The sequence below is a fragment of the Neobacillus sp. PVCKKU3 genome, from assembly GCF_058323225.1.
This window is the reverse complement of record NZ_JBLVQN010000010.1, coordinates 36,648-54,266: the sequence shown is the minus strand read 5'-3', so window position 1 is coordinate 54,266 and position 17,619 is coordinate 36,648. Positions and strand designations below refer to the sequence as shown.

The 17,619-nt window shown below is 40.6% G+C and carries 20 protein-coding genes and 1 riboswitch; of the genes, 2 read left to right on the top strand and 18 right to left on the bottom strand.

Features of this window, described 5'->3' with window-relative positions; genetic code table 11:
- Window positions 1-36 precede the first annotated feature (36 nt).
- Complete coding sequence (locus ACNQGS_RS08975; RefSeq protein ID WP_042355233.1) at window positions 37-285, top strand: ferredoxin; 249 nt, start codon at window positions 37-39, stop codon at window positions 283-285.
- 108 nt (window positions 286-393) lie between these two features.
- Here ACNQGS_RS08975 and ACNQGS_RS08970 read toward each other — a convergent pair whose 3' ends face one another.
- The 18 genes from ACNQGS_RS08970 to ACNQGS_RS08885 form a co-directional block, all read right to left on the bottom strand.
- Window positions 394-957 carry an ECF transporter S component gene (locus ACNQGS_RS08970; protein ID WP_491487097.1) on the bottom strand — a complete coding sequence of 188 codons (564 nt, stop codon included), beginning with the start codon at window positions 955-957 and terminating at the stop codon, window positions 394-396.
- A 167-nt stretch (window positions 958-1,124) separates the two neighbouring features.
- Window positions 1,125-1,257: riboswitch (FMN riboswitch) on the bottom strand.
- Window positions 1,258-1,386: 129 nt separating this feature from the next.
- Window positions 1,387-2,136: a peptidoglycan DD-metalloendopeptidase family protein gene (locus ACNQGS_RS08965; RefSeq protein WP_491487039.1), complete on the bottom strand. Its 750-nt coding sequence runs from the start codon at window positions 2,134-2,136 to the stop codon at window positions 1,387-1,389.
- Between the two features lie 167 nt (window positions 2,137-2,303).
- The gene (locus ACNQGS_RS08960) at window positions 2,304-3,482 is read right to left on the bottom strand and encodes an RsiX family anti-sigma factor (protein ID WP_491487038.1); all 1,179 of its coding nucleotides are present in this window, start codon (window positions 3,480-3,482) and stop codon (window positions 2,304-2,306) included.
- A complete protein-coding gene (gene sigX / locus ACNQGS_RS08955) occupies window positions 3,457-4,008 on the bottom strand; it encodes an RNA polymerase sigma factor SigX (RefSeq protein ID WP_491487037.1) in 552 nt (183 codons plus the stop codon). The genes ACNQGS_RS08960 and sigX overlap by 26 nt, the downstream gene beginning before the upstream one ends.
- A gap of 192 nt (window positions 4,009-4,200) precedes the next feature.
- The gene (locus ACNQGS_RS08950) at window positions 4,201-5,982 is read right to left on the bottom strand and encodes an ATP-binding protein (protein ID WP_491487036.1); all 1,782 of its coding nucleotides are present in this window, start codon (window positions 5,980-5,982) and stop codon (window positions 4,201-4,203) included.
- Complete coding sequence (locus ACNQGS_RS08945; RefSeq protein ID WP_491487035.1) at window positions 5,979-6,695, bottom strand: response regulator transcription factor; 717 nt, start codon at window positions 6,693-6,695, stop codon at window positions 5,979-5,981. Before ACNQGS_RS08945 ends, ACNQGS_RS08950 begins: the two co-directional genes overlap by 4 nt.
- Window positions 6,696-6,881: 186 nt before the next feature.
- A complete protein-coding gene (gene ccsB / locus ACNQGS_RS08940; RefSeq protein WP_491487034.1) occupies window positions 6,882-8,066 on the bottom strand; it encodes a c-type cytochrome biogenesis protein CcsB in 1,185 nt (394 codons plus the stop codon).
- Entirely contained in the window at window positions 8,067-9,686 is a 1,620-nt protein-coding gene (gene resB, locus ACNQGS_RS08935; protein ID WP_491487033.1) for a cytochrome c biogenesis protein ResB, read from the bottom strand. It lies immediately after the preceding gene.
- Window positions 9,687-9,708: 22 nt separating this feature from the next.
- Entirely contained in the window at window positions 9,709-10,233 is a 525-nt protein-coding gene (resA, locus tag ACNQGS_RS08930; RefSeq protein ID WP_213144989.1) for a thiol-disulfide oxidoreductase ResA, read from the bottom strand.
- Between the two features lie 98 nt (window positions 10,234-10,331).
- Window positions 10,332-11,075, bottom strand: a complete 744-nt coding sequence (gene rluB, locus ACNQGS_RS08925) for a 23S rRNA pseudouridine(2605) synthase RluB (RefSeq protein WP_491487032.1) — start codon at window positions 11,073-11,075, stop codon at window positions 10,332-10,334.
- Between the two features lie 486 nt (window positions 11,076-11,561).
- Window positions 11,562-12,098: a spore maturation protein gene (locus tag ACNQGS_RS08920; protein ID WP_491487031.1), complete on the bottom strand. Its 537-nt coding sequence runs from the start codon at window positions 12,096-12,098 to the stop codon at window positions 11,562-11,564.
- Between the two features lie 6 nt (window positions 12,099-12,104).
- Entirely contained in the window at window positions 12,105-12,692 is a 588-nt protein-coding gene (locus ACNQGS_RS08915) for a nucleoside recognition domain-containing protein (RefSeq protein WP_213144986.1), read from the bottom strand.
- Entirely contained in the window at window positions 12,685-13,830 is a 1,146-nt protein-coding gene (locus ACNQGS_RS08910) for a D-alanyl-D-alanine carboxypeptidase family protein (protein ID WP_423798988.1), read from the bottom strand. The genes ACNQGS_RS08915 and ACNQGS_RS08910 overlap by 8 nt, the downstream gene beginning before the upstream one ends.
- Window positions 13,831-13,922: 92 nt before the next feature.
- Window positions 13,923-14,819 carry a superoxide dismutase gene (locus tag ACNQGS_RS08905; RefSeq protein ID WP_491487030.1) on the bottom strand — a complete coding sequence of 299 codons (897 nt, stop codon included), beginning with the start codon at window positions 14,817-14,819 and terminating at the stop codon, window positions 13,923-13,925.
- Between the two features lie 111 nt (window positions 14,820-14,930).
- Window positions 14,931-15,419: a YpuI family protein gene (locus ACNQGS_RS08900; RefSeq protein WP_491487029.1), complete on the bottom strand. Its 489-nt coding sequence runs from the start codon at window positions 15,417-15,419 to the stop codon at window positions 14,931-14,933.
- 18 nt (window positions 15,420-15,437) lie between these two features.
- A complete protein-coding gene (locus tag ACNQGS_RS08895) occupies window positions 15,438-15,857 on the bottom strand; it encodes a hypothetical protein (protein ID WP_491487028.1) in 420 nt (139 codons plus the stop codon).
- A 92-nt stretch (window positions 15,858-15,949) separates the two neighbouring features.
- Window positions 15,950-16,537 (bottom strand): SMC-Scp complex subunit ScpB, encoded by a 588-nt coding sequence (gene scpB / locus ACNQGS_RS08890; RefSeq protein WP_491487027.1) that lies wholly within the window; start codon window positions 16,535-16,537, stop codon window positions 15,950-15,952.
- Window positions 16,524-17,297 carry a segregation/condensation protein A gene (locus tag ACNQGS_RS08885; RefSeq protein WP_491487026.1) on the bottom strand — a complete coding sequence of 258 codons (774 nt, stop codon included), beginning with the start codon at window positions 17,295-17,297 and terminating at the stop codon, window positions 16,524-16,526. Before ACNQGS_RS08885 ends, scpB begins: the two co-directional genes overlap by 14 nt.
- A 196-nt stretch (window positions 17,298-17,493) precedes the next feature.
- Here ACNQGS_RS08885 and ACNQGS_RS08880 point away from each other — a divergent pair, with 196 nt between their 5' ends.
- Window positions 17,494-17,595 carry a YjcZ family sporulation protein gene (locus ACNQGS_RS08880; RefSeq protein ID WP_213144979.1) on the top strand — a complete coding sequence of 34 codons (102 nt, stop codon included), beginning with the start codon at window positions 17,494-17,496 and terminating at the stop codon, window positions 17,593-17,595.
- The last annotated feature ends 24 nt before the right edge of the window (window positions 17,596-17,619 follow it).

The following is a 17,619-nucleotide window of genomic DNA, read 5'->3' as shown; positions in this document are numbered from 1 at the left end:
GCATATTACTTGTTATTTAACTGGGAGGTTTTTTTCATGGCAAAGTATACAATTGTTGACAAGGAAACTTGCATCGCGTGTGGCGCATGCGGCGCTGCTGCACCAGATATCTATGATTACGATGATGAAGGTATCGCATTCGTAACACTTGACGATAACGAAGGTATCGTTGAAATTCCAGATGTTTTAATCGATGACATGATGGACGCTTTCGAAGGCTGCCCAACTGATTCTATTAAAGTTGCTGATGAGCCATTCGACGGTAACCCAACTAAATTTGAATAATCTTTGACCGAAGATATTCTTAAGCTGCTACCCCCCGCCTAATATTAGCCGGGGGGTTATTTTTTCGATAAAAAACAGAGGCCCCAGTTTTGCGGCCTCTGTTTCGTTTTAAGCATTTTTTACTGAAAATTTATTTAACCATGCCTGCATTCGGATGAACAGAAGCATGAAAATGAACGACATCATTATGCCCTTTAAGATATTGAAAGGCAGAATCGCAGGTACGACGAGGTTCCGCATATCCGGGAAACCCATTAAGGCCGTATAGGCAGGTAAAATAATAAAGTAGTTGGCAATGCTCATCACAACAGCCATGATTATAGTTCCAACTCCTAAGGCAAGTGTCATTCCCTTTTTTGATTTCAATTTATTATACACATAGCAAGTCGGCAGAATAAACACAATCCCTGCCGCAAAATTGGCAAGGTGGCCAACAGGAATGCCTGTCGGGCTCCCTGTTGCAAAATAATTCAACATATTCTTAAACAATTCAACTAAAATTCCTGCCACTGGTCCGAAAATCAGCGCAGCAATCAATGCAGGAATATCACTAAAGTCCACAAACAAAAAATTAGGGAACATTGGCAGCGGAAAGTTTAAAAACATTAATAAATATGCGATGCTGCTCAGCATCCCGATTGAAACCATTGCTTTTACCTTTGTGTTCTTCATTTTCTTCATCTTCCTCTCTCCTTTTTGATCCATCACGTTAGGAAGAGAGATTCAGCTTTTATAGGTACGCAAAATAAAACTCCCTCAAGATTGAAGCTTGAGGGAGTAAATTTAGGTACGCTTAATAAACATTCGATCAAAGAAAATTTTTCGAATGCCTGCAGAACCTCCATCTTCTCCCATCCAGACTATACTGTCGGCTTTGGAATCACACCAAATCCTGCCCAATTAGGCTCGCGGGCTGAAGAGTTATACTCTAATACCGCCGATCGGGAATTTCACCCTGCCCCGAAGATAGATCGTTATAAAATTATAAGTTTATTATACTGAAAACCAGTCACTTTGTTAAGCTAAAGTTATTTTCCGTTTTTTAAATATTTAGATAAAGAATACCCGCAGCAATAGGCTGCGGGTTAAAAAGGTTTTAATTTACTGGACGATTAAGACTTGATTAGGCTTGATTACATCCGTGTTTAGATTGTTGATTTCCTTTAATCTTGCCACTGTCACATTAAACTTTTGGGCAATGGAGGACAAGTTGTCACCATTTATTACAATATATTGGTTTACAAGCGGCTGCCCGCTGGGTTCAGGAATATTTTGCGGACGGCTGCTTACCTCCAAAACATCCTTGCCACTGGCTGCAATTCCGCCCTGAACCGCTTCACCAACATCGGCATCTCCCAATAGGAGTTCCGGATTAATGGCAAACTTTTTGTCATATCTCCATTCTAATTGGTGTGATTCAAAATGAAGATGGGTGCCGGTAGCCTGACCGGTCCTTCCCATTGTTCCGATGGCCTCCCCCCGCTTAACCATTTGACCTGGCACAACGGTCCGTTTGCTTAAGTGGGCATAAACCGTAACGAAATTGCTTGGGTGCTTGATAAATACAACCTGACCATATGTATTGGAATAATAAGACTTGATCACAGCCCCATCTTCAACTGTCAAGACCGGGGTGCCATATTTTCCGGCGATATCGATTCCTTTATGCTTACCCTGTCTTGTCCCATATGTATCAGAAATAACACCATCCGCCGGCCAAATCCATCTCTCCTTCTCCGTTTTCGCCTCAGGCAATCCAGCAGCTTCCGAGTGTCTCCCTCCGAGAAACAACAAACCTACACAAATCGCCATGATAATGGCAATAAAAAACCTCTTTATATAGTCACGCATTTCACTATTAATCCTCCTTACATCTTGTCCATACCTCACCATATGTTCTTATACTCGAGTTTAGAACATATGGTGAGGCATGGGACGGCCTGACCATATTTGTTATAATTTGGAGTTAATTGCTATTTTATGCATAAAAAAATCAACCGTTTTGGTTGATTTTTTTATCATTTCTCGATTGTCCGAAGATTTGGGGCCGCTGGCACCTTGATTTCTTTTGTTAAATCAAGCGGGCCAATATTTGCTGCGGGAGGATTGCTCACAACCACTTTTTCAAATCCGAATTCTTTTGCCGTTAAAAGGATGGCCTCCATCGACCAGACTGCCAACCGTTCATCTTCTATACTGGCATCTTTCGCAAAAGTGATGGTTAACGTGTTATTATTTGCTGTTACATCCTGAATTGCCAATTTTGGCAACAAAGATCTTTGTAATTGATATTCCTCTACCACTGACTTCATGGCATCAATTGCAGCTTTAATATCCTTATATGATTCAGGTGTTGGCACCAAGAACGGAACATCACTGCCATTAGGATAGTAAAAGAGGTAGGCATGTTTTTTCACATCAGTGATGGTCAATTTTTCTAAAAAGTCATTGCTTAGTTCGATTCCAGGTTCACCATTTGTGGTGAACTTAATCGTTTTGACGCTGCTATTGGAAGAAATATCATTTTTTAACGCACCGAGAAAAATTTGTTCGGTTGCACTGCCTTGGCGGTATGGATGGTCTGAAGGTACATCGACAATAACAGTTTCATTAGCATTATCATAATGCAATGTTGCCTGAAGCGGATAAAATTCACTTAGGCCCCATTCCGATTCGTTTAGGTTTGCCATTTGTGCATTATATAGGGTAAGCCAGTCTTTTCCTTCGGTATTTTTGACTATAGTTGATACTGGTACCAGATTTTGAGCCTGATTATCGGGGATCCAATAGGTCAACACGACACCGTCTTTTATTTCATCATCATAAACAGCTGTTTTCCCGGCATAATCGTTTTGCGTTTCGGCTTTCTTTAATGTTGAGTATTTATTCGCCTGTGATTCCTGATTGGCCATACCGCCCGCATCGCTATTATCCTTGGCAATTTTCGCTTCTTTTGTTGACTCTTGTTTGGCATTGTTGATTGAATAGTGATTCGTATCCATAAACTTAGGAGCTAAAATAAAAAATAAAAATAGTGCCGCTGCAGCGGCAATACCCGGCAGGATCCAGGAAACAGTTTTCCGTTTTTTACGTGAAAGGTTTTGGTAAATGTCACGAGGACGGCGATAGTCTTTTATTTTAGGCATTTGTTTTAACAATTCTACGAGCTCTTCATCGCTCCACTCTGACTTTCTCAATATTTCCCTCCTCCCTTCGGTAAAATGTTTCCATGTGCTTCTTCAAAACCTTCAACGAGCGATGCTGCGTCGTTTTGACTTTACTTTCTGTCCACCCTAGAGCCTCTGCTGTCTCTGCTATTGACAAATCGTGAATAAATCGTAATATAACGACGGCCCTTTGGTCCACGGTACAATATTCCAAGCATTTATATACCCATTTAATTTCTTCTCTTTGAACAGCCATTTCCTCAGGGATAGGATGGTCGTCCTTTACCTGATTTGAAGACCAATCAAATTTCTCAAGGATTCTTTCCTTCCAGCCCTTTTGCTTTCGAAAATAATCAATCGCAACATTTCTCGCAATTGAAAAAAGCCAGGTTTTTTCGCTGCTTTTTCCCTCAAAGCGATTATAAGACTTAAACACTCTAATATAAACCTCTTGAACAAGATCCTCCGCCTGCTCTCTGTTTCTAACCATATAAAAAAGAAATTGAAATACATCATGGTGATATTTTTGATAAAGTTCATCGAAAACGGAGTCCAACTTTTTTCCCCTCCCCGTTCAAAATATTAGTCGATGCTTATGTATAAAAGGTTACACTTTCTTAAATATAGACTTTTTTGGGATGAAAAGGAAGGTATTTAATGGAAAAATAAAAAGAGACTGGCGCGAGTAGCCAGCCTCTTAAAAATGTTCCTTGTGAATCAATAGAAATCGGCAAAATCCATGGTCATTTTACGATTTTCGTGGGAGTATGAAGGAAAATGTCGTTCCCTGTTCAACTTTACTTTGAACGGAAATATGTCCACGATGGGCATCAATGATATTTTTGGCTATAGCCAGTCCAAGACCTGTTCCTGACCTGCCGCGGGTTCGTGCCTTATCAGCTTTATAAAACCGTTCAAAAACAAAGGGTAAATCTTCCTCGGGAATCCCTGTTCCTGAGTCCACAACATCCATTCTGACTCCTTTGTCCTCGGAAGTGACTTTTAAGGTCACAGAACCATCCTTGGGCGTATGCCTGATCGCATTATCAATTAAATTCGTAAGAACCTGTTCAATTCGATCAGGATCCATTGTAAAGGTTGGTAAGTCGTTATCGATTTCAGCCAGTAATTGAATTCCATTATCTTTGGCTAACCCTTGAAATTTATGAATTATCCGTTTTATAAAAGTAGAGATATTGACCTCTTCCAATGTTAATTGAATATGACCTGCTTCCATTCTTGCCAAATCCAGCAATTCATTAACAAGACGGCCCATTCTGAGCGATTCATCATAAATGACTTTTGCCATTTCTTTTTTCTCTTCCTGCGTTTCCGCGATATCGTCAACAATCGCTTCACTGTAGCCCTGAAGCATGGAAATTGGCGTCCTCAGTTCGTGTGAAACATTGGCAATGAAGTCTCTTCTCATTTTCTCCAATTGCCGTTCCTCGGTCATATCCCTTAAGACCGCAACTGCCCCGCGAATAAAGCGATTACTATACAGCGGGCTAACCAGTATAACCCAATGACGTCCTTGCAGGGAGATTTCCCCAATCTGCTCTTTTTCTGTATCAACTGCTTTTTGAAAAAGATTCATGACTTGAGAGGGAATCGCCTCCGATCCGGAGATTATCCCTTTTTCATAATACCAATATTGAAGAAAGCGATCGGCCGGAGGATTTGTGATTAAAATCGTTCCATCCCGGTTGAAGGTAATAACTCCATCAGCCATACTGCTTAAGATGCTCGACAACTGCTCTTTTTCCTGATTGAGCGCGTTCATGTTAAACTTTAACTGCCTGCCCATTTGATTAAAAGCAGTAGCCAATTCGCCAATTTCATCATGGGTCAAAATAGGGACCTTTGTATCAAATTTCCCTCTTGCCACCTCAAATGCAGCTTCCCGCATTTTCCTTAACGGAGCGGTTATTCTTGTGGACAAAAAGAATGCGAAAATGGTTGTAAGAATAATGGCAACACCAGCCACAAGCAAAATGAATTTGGTTGCTGACCGAGATGTTTCCTGCATGACTCTTAGAGATTGATAAATGAATACTGCCCCACTTTGATTTCCGGAGAGTTTAAGCGGCACGCCGATGATTGAATAATTGGCGGCAGTGCCAGCGCTATTTTTTTCGGATGATAGATCGGAGATTTTCTCTACCCGTTTATTTTTGTGTAATACACTTGATAACTCGGGATCGTTGCGAATATCTTCAATCGTTAATTTACTTCCTCCCTTTGTGTTTGGAGAATAATAAACTTCATCACCTTTTACAATGACTACTTTGGTGACATCATCAATGATTTCCCACGAAATCTCCAAACCGAGCGGCCATTTATCTGCTGGATGCTCTTCCAGTACAGTGGCGATTTTTTCGGCTGTATGGGTCAAATCATTTTTTGTTTCATTAATATTATAGTTTTGAAAAAACTCGAGGAGCATCACTGTTAAAATAAACAGGACAAATGAAACTAATAAAATGATGGTAAACCAAAGCTTACCGACTACACTTCTTAAGAAGGTCATTCATTTACTACCTCAAATTTGTAACCTACTCCCCAAACGGTAACAATCATTCTAGCAGCTTGTTCCGAAACTTTATTTAGTTTTTCGCGAAGCCGTTTTACATGTGTATCAACTGTCCTTAGGTCTCCGAAAAACTCATAATGCCATACTTCCTTTAACAGCTGCTCACGGTCAAATACTTTGTCCGGTGCTTTGGCAAGAAAATATAACAGCTCATATTCTTTAGGCGTTAAACTAACCTCTTTACCATCAGCAGATACCCGGTGGGCATCATTATCTATTGTTAAATGAGGAAATACAATGACATCCTTTGTTGTTGTCTCCGTTTGCAGGAAGGTAGTTTGTGATGAACGTCTTAACAGTGCTTTTACCCTTAGTACTACCTCACGCGGGCTGAATGGTTTAACGATATAGTCATCTGTACCGACTTCAAAGCCCTGTACCCGATTCACCTCTTCACCCTTTGCCGTCAACATGATAACAGGAGTCGCCTTTTTCTCCCTTAATTCGCGGCAAACCTCAATGCCATCCTTGCCAGGCATCATTAAATCCAAAAGAATGACATCATAATCGTTAGCCAACGCTTTCGCTAATGCTTGAGTACCATCCTCTGCTTCATCAATTATAAAATCTTCGCGCTCTAAATACATTTTTAATAATCTGCGAATTCTTTCTTCATCATCTACAACTAAGATTTTAACGTCCTGATCCATTATTAATCCCCCCATGTTGTTTATTTTACAAAATGGTCTCCATTTTTGCTATACGTTGAAAGCTAATAAATCCGATAAAAAGTGTCAATAATTTGACAATGTAAATAAAGGACAATGAATTCTATTACTATTATTTGAAAAAGGCCCTCACTTAATGAAGTGAAGGCAAAATTTTGGCCGTTATGATCATCCTGCGTAAGAATGGAGTCCAGCGATAATCAGGTTGACGGCGACAAGGTTAAACATGATAATAACAAAGCCAATTACGGCAAGCCAAGCGGACTTCTCTCCGTGCCAGCCCTTTGACAGACGAAGATGCATGAAGGCGGCATAAAATAACCAGGTTATTAATGCCCATACTTCCTTAGGGTCCCAGCCCCAGAAACGGGACCAAGCCATTTGTGCCCAAATCATTGCAAAGATTAGTGCTCCCAGTGTAAAAACAGGGAATCCAATTAATACGGAACGATAGCTAATCTCATCAACAAAATCAAGGTTTATATTTTTAACCAGCGGTTTAAGAGCGGCAGAAATTCGCTTTCTAATAATCAGCCTAATGAGTCCATAAAGGATAATTCCCCCGATCAATGACCAAATGACCGTATTTAGTTTTTTGGCATTAACAATACCAGGCATCTCAACTAATGGTTTAAAGCCATCCTTTGTCAACAGTTCCCCTTCGTGAGGTCCTGCAATTGCAGGCATCGTATATTCGACAACTGCCTCGTTATCATGCTTATCAACCCAATTAAATTTCTCATGGTACCCCATACTGGAGAAGATTGAAGAAACGGCCACAAAGCCCAAAACTGTAACTAAAGAAAACATAACCGCTTCAAGCCAAAAGGTTCGTTTACTGGATTTGGTTTGATCAATGGCTTTTACTAAATAGATAAGACCTGCCGCAAAGCTTATTGCCAAAATGGCTTCCCCGATTGCAGCAGTGGTAACATGAATATGCAGCCAATAGCTTTGCAGTGCCGGTATTAATGGAGTAATATCCCTTGGGAACATACTAGCATACGCGATGACCAGGATGGCTACAGGCATTGTAAACAGACCAAGCAGCGTCGTGCGGTATATAAAATAAATCACGATAAACGCGCCGACAAGGGCCATTCCAAAGAATGTCGTAAACTCAAACATATTACTGACCGGTGCATGTCCGGCCGCAATCCATCTGGTAATAAAATAGCCAAGCTGAGAAACAAAGCCCACGATGGTTAGAAATACAGCAATTTTTCCCCACTTATTTGTTTCTTTCTTATCAGATAAACCTTTTTTCTCCTTGATTGAACCGCCGAAAAACAGCGTCGCTATTAAATATAGGATAAAAGCGATAAACAATAGATTACTGCTTAATGCTGCCAACTATACTACCTCCTTAACCTCTTTGTCCCTTTGAAGTTGATCATCAGGCATCGTCAATTTGGTGCCTGTTAAAATAGCTTCAAGCTCCCGTTTCAAGCCGTACCAATTCTTGTTTGTATGGGCGGCAATCCAGACCTGACCGTTTTTGCGCTGTACCCAGATACGACGGTGGTTCCAGTAGGCACCTTGAATAACCCCAATCATGAAAATGATTCCACCAATAATGAACACCCATAAAGAGGAATCCTTTCTAACAATAAAACCGGAAACATTTTTTGTTTCAATTCCCTTGAAGGCCAGTTTATAGGTATTATCACCAAACGGTTCAATAGTCTGTCTGATGGCTACAAAGCTTGTTTCCCCTTTTGGCTTATCCGGTGTATTCATCCGGAAAATGAAGGCCGGGTTATTTGGTACCCGTGATTTTGTTGATGGTTCCCCGTTATCGTCAAATTCGAAATCTGGGAAATAGTTTAGAAGTTCCACTGAATAGCCATTACCTAAATCGTACTTCTCCTGTGGGTTAGTTAAGTCAACCTTCACCTCGCCAAAGGCTTGATTTGTGCTCTTATTAGTGAGAGCAAATGTCATCGCTTTAAATTCAGTTTTAAAGGAAGATTGAAAGACAGAGTAACCATCGAAGGATAGTGGCTGATTTACTCTAATCTTATATTCCTCTAACTTCTTTAACTTCGGCTTTTCACCTGGGATTTTCTCTCCCTCCCGCTGATACAGAACGACGTTTGATTGATAGTTCTTCACAACCTCGCCTGCCCGGTTAAGTGCCTTTTCGAAAGTCTTATTATTTTTATCGTAATGTTCTAATATAAATTGATTATTTTTAATATAATATTGTTCATTCGTTTCCGGAACTAATGCTGTTTCCCCTTCACGAACCCAAAGGTCCTCATTTACATAAAAACCAGGGATAAAGCGCAGCATTCCGCCAAATAAGAAAATTATTAGTCCGATATGGTTTATATATGGACCCCAACGGGAAAAACGATTTTTCTCTGCAAGAATATCGCCATTTTCTTCACGGACATGGTAACGTTTTGCCTGCAAATGTTTTTTCACCGTTTCAAGGTCGGTTTGCTCAGCCTCGGAATTTGTGCCAAACACCCGCTGGCGTTTGAGAAATCCCTCATGTCTTGTGACCCTTTGTGCTTTTAATGCTTTATACAAAGGAACTACCCTGTCAAGACTGCAAATAACAAGGGAAATGCCAATCATGGCGATTAATAATAAATACCACCATGACCCATACAAATCATGAAAGCCTAGCTGGTAGTACAATTTTCCAAACCAGCCGTATTCCTGCTCGTAATAGACATCCGGCGGCAGATTGATATACATTTCCTGAGGCAGAATCGTGCCCAGAATAGAAGCTATCAGTGTGATAATAATCAGCCAGACGCCAACCTTTACAGAGGAAAAGAAGTTCCATATTTTATCAATGATGGTTTTGTTATAGGTTTGCGAGCGGCGCGCACTGCCCTCATAGCGCATATCAAGAAGTTCTTTCTTGTTGTCTGTTTCATCCAGCACCTTACCGCAGGCCTCACATAACACAGTGCCGTGTGGATTCACATGACCGCATTCACATTTTACATCGTTCATTAAAAAAAACTCCCAACAACCTTTAAGGTTTAATTTTCTCCATAAACTCCCTTACCATTTTTTCCGTCATTTCGCCGGTATGATATTTCACAACTTCCCCGTTTTTATCGATTAGAAATGTTGCTGGCAGCGGGTTAATACCATAGGCTGTCATGACTTCTTTATCGGTATCGATCATAATCGGAAATTCCAGCTTATAATGCTCAGCAAATTGGTTTACTTGCAGCTCGGATTCCTGAATATCAACTGATAAAACTTGAACCCCTTTGTCTTTATATTGTTGGTATTGATTATTGATATATGGCATCTCTTTCTTGCATGGTGGACACCATGTTCCCCAAAAGTTTAAGAAAACTCCCTGACCGCGGTAATCGGACAAACGATGTTTATTCCCGTCCATATCCGTTAATACAAAATCAGGAGCTTTTTCCCCAACGGCTACCTTTTGTTTCGTATCCTTTGTCAAATTGGCATATAGGCTGTAAGCAACGGCAGCACCGAGAATAAGCAGAATAATCGTTCTCATCACCAATCGCCGTTTTTTCATTCGAATCTCCTCCATTTACTACAGAGCACAGTTAGTCTAAATTATATCATTTATCAATGTACTCACAGTGATTACCACAGAATCTAATTGTGACGATTCTATGAATTTTTTCGCTGCTTCGATACATCCAAAGCAAGTGCCCTCATCTGCTTCATCTCATGGGTAGTTAGTTCTCTAGCTTCTCCAGCCCTTAGCCCTGTTAAGGTTAAAAATCCATAACGTTCCCTCTTTAACTTCAAAACTTCATGGCCGATTGCCTCAAACATTCTCCTTACCTGACGGTTTTTGCCTTCGTGAATAATAATCTCAACGATAGAGGTTTGTTTTTTCTTATCAGTTGACAGCAGCTTCACTTTCGCCGGCGCTGTTTTTCCATCCTCTAAACGGATTCCTTTTTCAAGCTTCTTAAGATTTTCCCTTAAAGGAAGGCCTTTTACTTTAGCGACATAAACCTTTTCGATTTCGTTCTTAGGATGCATTAGTAGATTGGCAAATTCGCCATCGTTAGTAAGCAGCAATAACCCAGAAGTATCATAATCCAGGCGCCCCACAGGGAAGATTCTTTCTTTTATAGCCGGAAAGAAATCCGTTACTACCTTTCGGCCTTTTTCATCGCTGACACTCGAAATAACCCCTCTTGGTTTATATAATAGGAAGTAAACAGGCACCTCTTTCTCAAGCGGTATTTCATTTACCTCTACTTTATCGGAGGGTGAAACCTTTACACCAAGCTCGGTGACGACTTTTCCATTTACTTTTACCCTGCCCTCTTTGATCAGTTCTTCCGCTTTCCTTCTAGAAGAAATTCCGGCGCGGGCAATTACTTTCTGCAATCTTTCCATTCTTTCACCTCAAAAAATCTATCCATAGTATAGGGAACAAATATAATTTTGCTATAGTAATAATTCTTATTTTAAAAATGCATTTGTTCTATCCTACTGAATTATGACACAAATTCTCCACTTTTCAAAGTCTAAGCGGCGTGCCTGATAAAATACAAAAAGCAGGCTCAGTTAAGAACCTGCTTAGATTGTTGAGATAGGTTGTTTTTATCGACAATTTCTTACTTTACCAGAATTTAAAAACCGATATTTATTGATTGTTCCTTTTTATGGGCCTGTTGATTTCCGCTACGGGCACTCGCTTTCCGCGGGGAGGTCCTGAAGCCTCCTCGGCACACCCGCGGAAAGCGAAGCGCCTGGAGCACCAATCAACAGACTTTGTTGAAAAGCCTTTATAACAAATATTTAAAGAAAATGAGTAAAAATAAAAGGCTATCGAAAGTTTTCGACAGCCCAAGCATGCTTTATTTAAGAACCTGCTTTTTGTTATTTTGTTCCGAAAATGAAGGCGACGACGATGATGGATACGATGATACCGACTACGTCTGCCAAGAGCCCTACTTTTAAGGCATCGCCCATTTTTTTGATGCCGACTGCACCGAAATAAACAGTCAAAACATAGAAGGTCGTGTCGGTGCTCCCCTGCAATACGGACGCTAGTCTGCCAATGAAGGAATCCGGTCCGTACACAGCGATTAAGTCACTGGTCATACCCAAGGCTGCCGTACCGGAAATGGGACGAATCAATAATAACGGAACGATTTCTGCTGGTACACCCATCATCTTCATAAATGGACGAAACCAATCCATAATGGCATCCAGTGCACCTGATGCCCGGAAAATGGAGATGGCCACCAGCATTCCGACTAAAAACGGGATAATCGAAACAGCGATTTTTATCCCTTCCTTACCGCCCTCAACAAAGCTTTCGTATGTCGGCACCTGTTTGATGGTGCCATAAATCAGGATAAAGCCTATTAATAAGGGTATAAATGTCAAAGATACTAATGAAATAAATTCCATAAATAATCATCCTTTTCGGCTTCTGCGATAATAGAAGTAACGGTCGATGAGAACGGCCCCTATCGCCGAAAGGATGGTGGCAATAATGGTTGGAACAACAATTTCGGTAGGGGATGTTGAATGATAGGTCATTCTGATAGCAATGACGGTTGTCGGGATAATGGTAATGCTCGCCGTATTAATCGCCAAAAATGTGACCATGGACCTTGAAGCTGAGTTTTTTCCGCCATTTAACTTTTTTAGCTCCTCCATTGCTTTGATGCCAAGCGGCGTTGCGGCATTCCCAAGGCCAAACATGTTGGAAATCATATTTGACAGCATATATCCCATCGCTGGATGTTGGACTGGTACGTCCGGAAACAATATCTTTACAAGCGGGCGAAATAATTTAGCCAGTTTTTCAAGAAGTCCTGATTCTTCCGCAATCCGCATCATTCCAAGCCAAAAGACAAGCACGCTGATCAGGCCGATACATAAGGTAACCGCTTCTTTCGCCCCATCAAATACCGCCCTGTTTACATCCTCAATGGTCCCATTAAACAGGGCAAACACAATCCCAATGACGGTCATTCCAACCCAGATATAATTAACCATGCGCGTTCACACCTATTAGTGAAAAAAATATTTTTTTAACACTTTCGAACAGACCCTTCTCCTTTTTCGGCAAGCTTTGATAGTAAATAGGCGATTCCTTTACGGCCCTTCCATCCAAATAAACAATAGCTTTTCCGACTACTCTCTCTTGTTTATTTTCATCATCCCATTTTTTATCAGGCTTGTTTAACTTATACTTAATGCTGAATAAGTCCATCTCTTGGCTGGTTGCCGGGTAAACAATTGATTTCTTTAAGAACAAATGATTTTGAAAATATTTCGGACTTTTGATATCAATTTTTCCTTTTGTTAAGACTTCTGCCATATCATAATCTTTAAATCCGTATTCATACATGGAAATATGATCATCCCAATCATTTGGGTCGTTCAAGGTGACCGCGATTAAATTCATATCACCTTTTGCCGCTGTCGTTACCAGCGTCCGCTTCGCCCGTTTTGTATAGCCTGTCTTACCTCCGGTTGTATATTTATATTTTGTTAATAACCGATTTTTGTTCTTCCATACCCTGTCCCAGCTTTCGGTTGGATTAGGAGCGCGATGCACCTTTGTACCGGAAATTTTTTGATAGATTTTGTTATGCATCGCATAACGTGTCAAAATGGCCATATCATAGGCGGTTGAATAATGGTTTTCATGGTCATCCAAGCCATGGGGATTTGCAAAATGAGTGTTTAACATGCCGATTTCCTTTGCCTTTTGGTTCATTAAAAAAGCAAAGCCATCAACACTTCCACCGACATATTCGGCGATGGCAACAGCTGTATCATTTCCGGACCGCAGCATTAACCCATAGACTAAATCCTCAAGTTTTATTTTTTCACCCGGCTTCAAGTACACGGATGAGCCCTCTGCACGGACTGCTTGTTCACTTACCTTTACATATTGATCTAGTTTTCCAGATTCGATTGCTAGAATCGCGGTCATAATTTTCGTAATGCTGGCGATTCGTCTTTTCGTAAAAGCATCCTTTTCATAAAGAATGCGGCCGGAATTTTGCTCAATTAGAACCGCACTAGCAGCACTAACATCAAAGGAAGCCTCGGCTCTCTGAGGATGATTAGCGGCAAATAGTGAGACTATGAGGCAAAAACAGGCTATTTTCAATATACTTCTCATTAGATATACCTCGTCCTCCTCGTTATTTAGTAAATTTTATGCAGGACAAAGTGTGATATGACAAAAAAGAAAGCGGCGGCGCCGCTTCCTTGTCATAGGGGAGACCATTTCGTGTCCACTGTTTTTTCAAATCTCATTTCTACATCGTGCCAGTTTACAACATTCCACCAGTTATTGATGTACTCGGCCCGGTTGTTTTGATATTGAAGATAATAGGCATGCTCCCATACGTCTAGGACAAGCAGTGGGATGGTATCCCACTGTGTCAGCAGCATGTGCCGTTCCGTTTGTAAAATTTCCAAATGGTGTGCTCTTGGCGACCAAACCAATAACGCCCAGCCTGACCCTTCAACCTGTTTGGCGGCCTCGGTGAAATGGTTCTTAAAAGCCGTGATGGTTCCGAAATAATTGCTGATTTCCTTTTGCACTAATCCGTACGGGTTTCCTCCGCCATTTGGGCTCATGTTTTTCCAAAATATCGAATGAAGATAATGACCGGACCCGTGGAATGCCAGCTCCCTTGACCAATGCTTGACGAGGGAAAAATCGTTTCTTTCCCTTGCTGATTTTAGGTTTAACTCTGCCTTGTTTAAACCCTCAACATATGCACGGTGGTGTTTATCATGGTGAAGCCGCAAGATTTCCTCAGAGATATATGGCTCTAACGCGTTATAAGGATAGGGCAGCTCGGGTAGTTTATGGCCTCCCGGTGGGATTTGTTTTTCAATTGCCCAAATGGTCCCTATCTCCTGGTCACGTTTTTGGCTAAAATAATTTTCCAATTTACCATGGATTTGTTCAGCTCTTGCCTGAAGACCGATCAGTTCTTCATTGGAAAGCTCTTTTCTTGAACCTTCAATCATATCCGTAAATTCATCAAGTTCATCCCATAATTCAGAGTTTTGGCTGACCCGTTCGGACTGCAGAAAATGCCGCATCTGCTCATTCCATTTAAATAATTCATTTACATACCCGCTAAACCGGCTCATTTTCTCCCCTTCCTTTCCGCTGCACGAGTCTCCCTAAAAGGTATGAGGAAAAAAGGTCGGTAAGAACAAGAGAAAAGGCTGACCTTTGCAAGGACAGCCTTAAAATATTAATTATTTGGATTGAATCATCTTCGTGCGATAATCTGTTTCATAATATTCCAGTTCTTCTCTTATGCGCTGAAACTCACCTTCCAAGCTTTTTACCAATTGCTGGATTTGTTCGGCTGTAGTCCGATAAAACTTGATGGAATTTTTCCCGGTATAAGCAGAACGGCTGTTTTCAAACCAGGCATCATTTTTTGGTGAGAAGAATTCCTCGATGCATTGATGATAAATCTTATACAATGTTTTCTCAGCAGCCGCTTTTTGAAACGGATCTCCCTGCAAAATAACCGTACACGCTTCGAAACCCTCCTCGCTGTACACAGCAAGCTTTCTTAACGTTGAAAAGATTAATTTATGATAGTTAACGTCTTCATCATTTTCTAATTGCAATTGTGAAATTGTTGTTTCATTTAAAAAATCCCCAATCGCGGTAATAGTCTTTGCAAGGAAATTTTTGACATCGAGTAATTGTGAATGAACTAATGAATTCCCCATTCTTAACCCCTCCTATGTTTAATTAGGCTGCAAGATAAACTCTAGCGGCGAACGCAGCTGATAGCCGTTTTTTTGCTTTAGGCTTGAAAAGATTTCCGGCAATTTTTCGAAATTGATACCTTGAAAATAGGAAGCAAATTCTTGTTTGGAATTAATATAAAGCCGTTTGCGCCCGCGTAAGCCTGGGTTTTTCAGCAAACAAACAAGGGCAACAATATCTTTAAAGCTCACCTCAAGTCCATCTTGGGCAAAAATGGGATCTTGCTTAAATGGAGTAAATTCTTGAAAAATAGAATCAAAATAACGGACATACAAAACATGTAATGTTTTTTCAGTCCCATCTTCCATAAATGTTATCTCACTTCTGTTAAAGAAATCCTCTGAAGTATTGGATTTTTCTTTTTCTAATTCATACCCTTTACATTCTTTAATCAGCAACTTAAATCCCGCTCCTTGTAAATATGCTTAAACCATTGTTGCATAAAAAAATATGGATAGCTTTATTTTATCACATATTCTCTGTGCGGATATTATGAGTTCAATGTTTCTTGAAATTTTTCAAAAAATAAATCGGCTTCCTCCTGAACAAATTCATCCTCCACTTTTTCGGGAAGAGGCGGCAGTTCATTCAAGTTCTTCAAGCCAAAATAATCAAGAAATTCTTTGGTAGTACCATACAAAATGGCGCGTCCAGTCCCCTCAGCACGGCCGACTTCTTTGATCAGGGCCTTCGCCATAAGCGTGTTTAACGGCCGTTCCGTTTTAACACCACGGATTTCCTCAATTTCAGCCCTGGTGATTGGCTGTTTATACGCGATAATTGCCAAAGTCTCCAAAGCAGCCTGCGACAATGTCGAGGTATGTGGAGAATCAACAAGCTTTTTTAAGTAGTCGGCATTGCCTTTCTTTGTGGCAAGCTGAAACGTCCCGGCCAGTTGAACTATCATAATTCCTCGATTTTCATTAGATTCATACTCTTGTTTTAAATTCTCAATAATCTCACTTGCATGAAGATCATCCACTTCGAGGACCTCGGCGATTTGTTTAAGGGAAAGCCCTTCGTCTCCTGCCGCGAACAACAGGCTTTCCAATATACTTGTCCAATTAATGATATCCACCAACATCTGCTCCTTCTATTACTGCTTCAATTAAAATGTCCCCAAAGTTTTCTTGTTGATGGACGTTAACTTCCTTTCTTTTCATCAGTTCTAAAATAGCTAGAAAAGTAACAACGATATGGTCCTTTGCCGGAAAAGGAAATAATTCAGTAAAATTTCTCCTGCCCTTAAGATGCTTTAATTCTTCCATGATCTCGGTCATTCTTGTCTCAATGGAAATTTCCTGCCGAGTAATTTTCGCGGCAAGCGGCCGCTGCAGTTTCTTTCTTCTCATTAGTTTTTGGAACGCAGCCAGCATATCGTAAAGGGAAACATTCATATCTTTTTTCCCAGGCTGTACTTCCTTCGTAAAGTCGGATAAATCACTTGGCGGTTTGGTATACATAAGGGATCGCTCTTCTTCCATCGTTTTTAAATCGTGAGCAGCCTCCTTGTACTTTCTGTATTCTATCAATCGCTCAACCAGTTCATCCCTCGGGTCTTCCTCGTAGGCTGTCTCGAGTTGATCAACGTCTTCAAACTCTTCCTCATGCTTAGGAAGAAGCATTTTGCTTTTTATCGCCAGCAGTGTTGCCGCCATTACCAAATATTCACTGGCAACATCCAATTTTAATTCCTTCATGGTATGAATATAGATTAGATATTGTTCCGTTATCTGTGCCACGGGAATATCATAAATATCAATTTCAAGCCTGTTTATTAAATGGAGCAGCAAATCAAGCGGCCCTTCAAATGCATCAATTTTCACCTGATAAGGCATTCATCTCACCAAAATTCTAAAATCATATTATACAAACGACTACTAATAGTATAGAGGATTCAGGATGGTTATCCAATAGAAAAATCAACCGAACACTCTGCCCTTCCGTAAATACTGGTAAGTTAGCCCATAACAATGGACAAATTCATCACATATGATGACATGGAAAGAGAAAAAGTGACGGGAGGTAATAATTATGGCTGATGGAGCAGCAGGCTTCGGACTCGGCGGCGGCTTTGCGTTAATCGTCGTACTGTTCATTTTATTAATTATCATTGGTGCTTCCTGGGTTTGGTAATTAAAAATGATTTTAATAACTAAA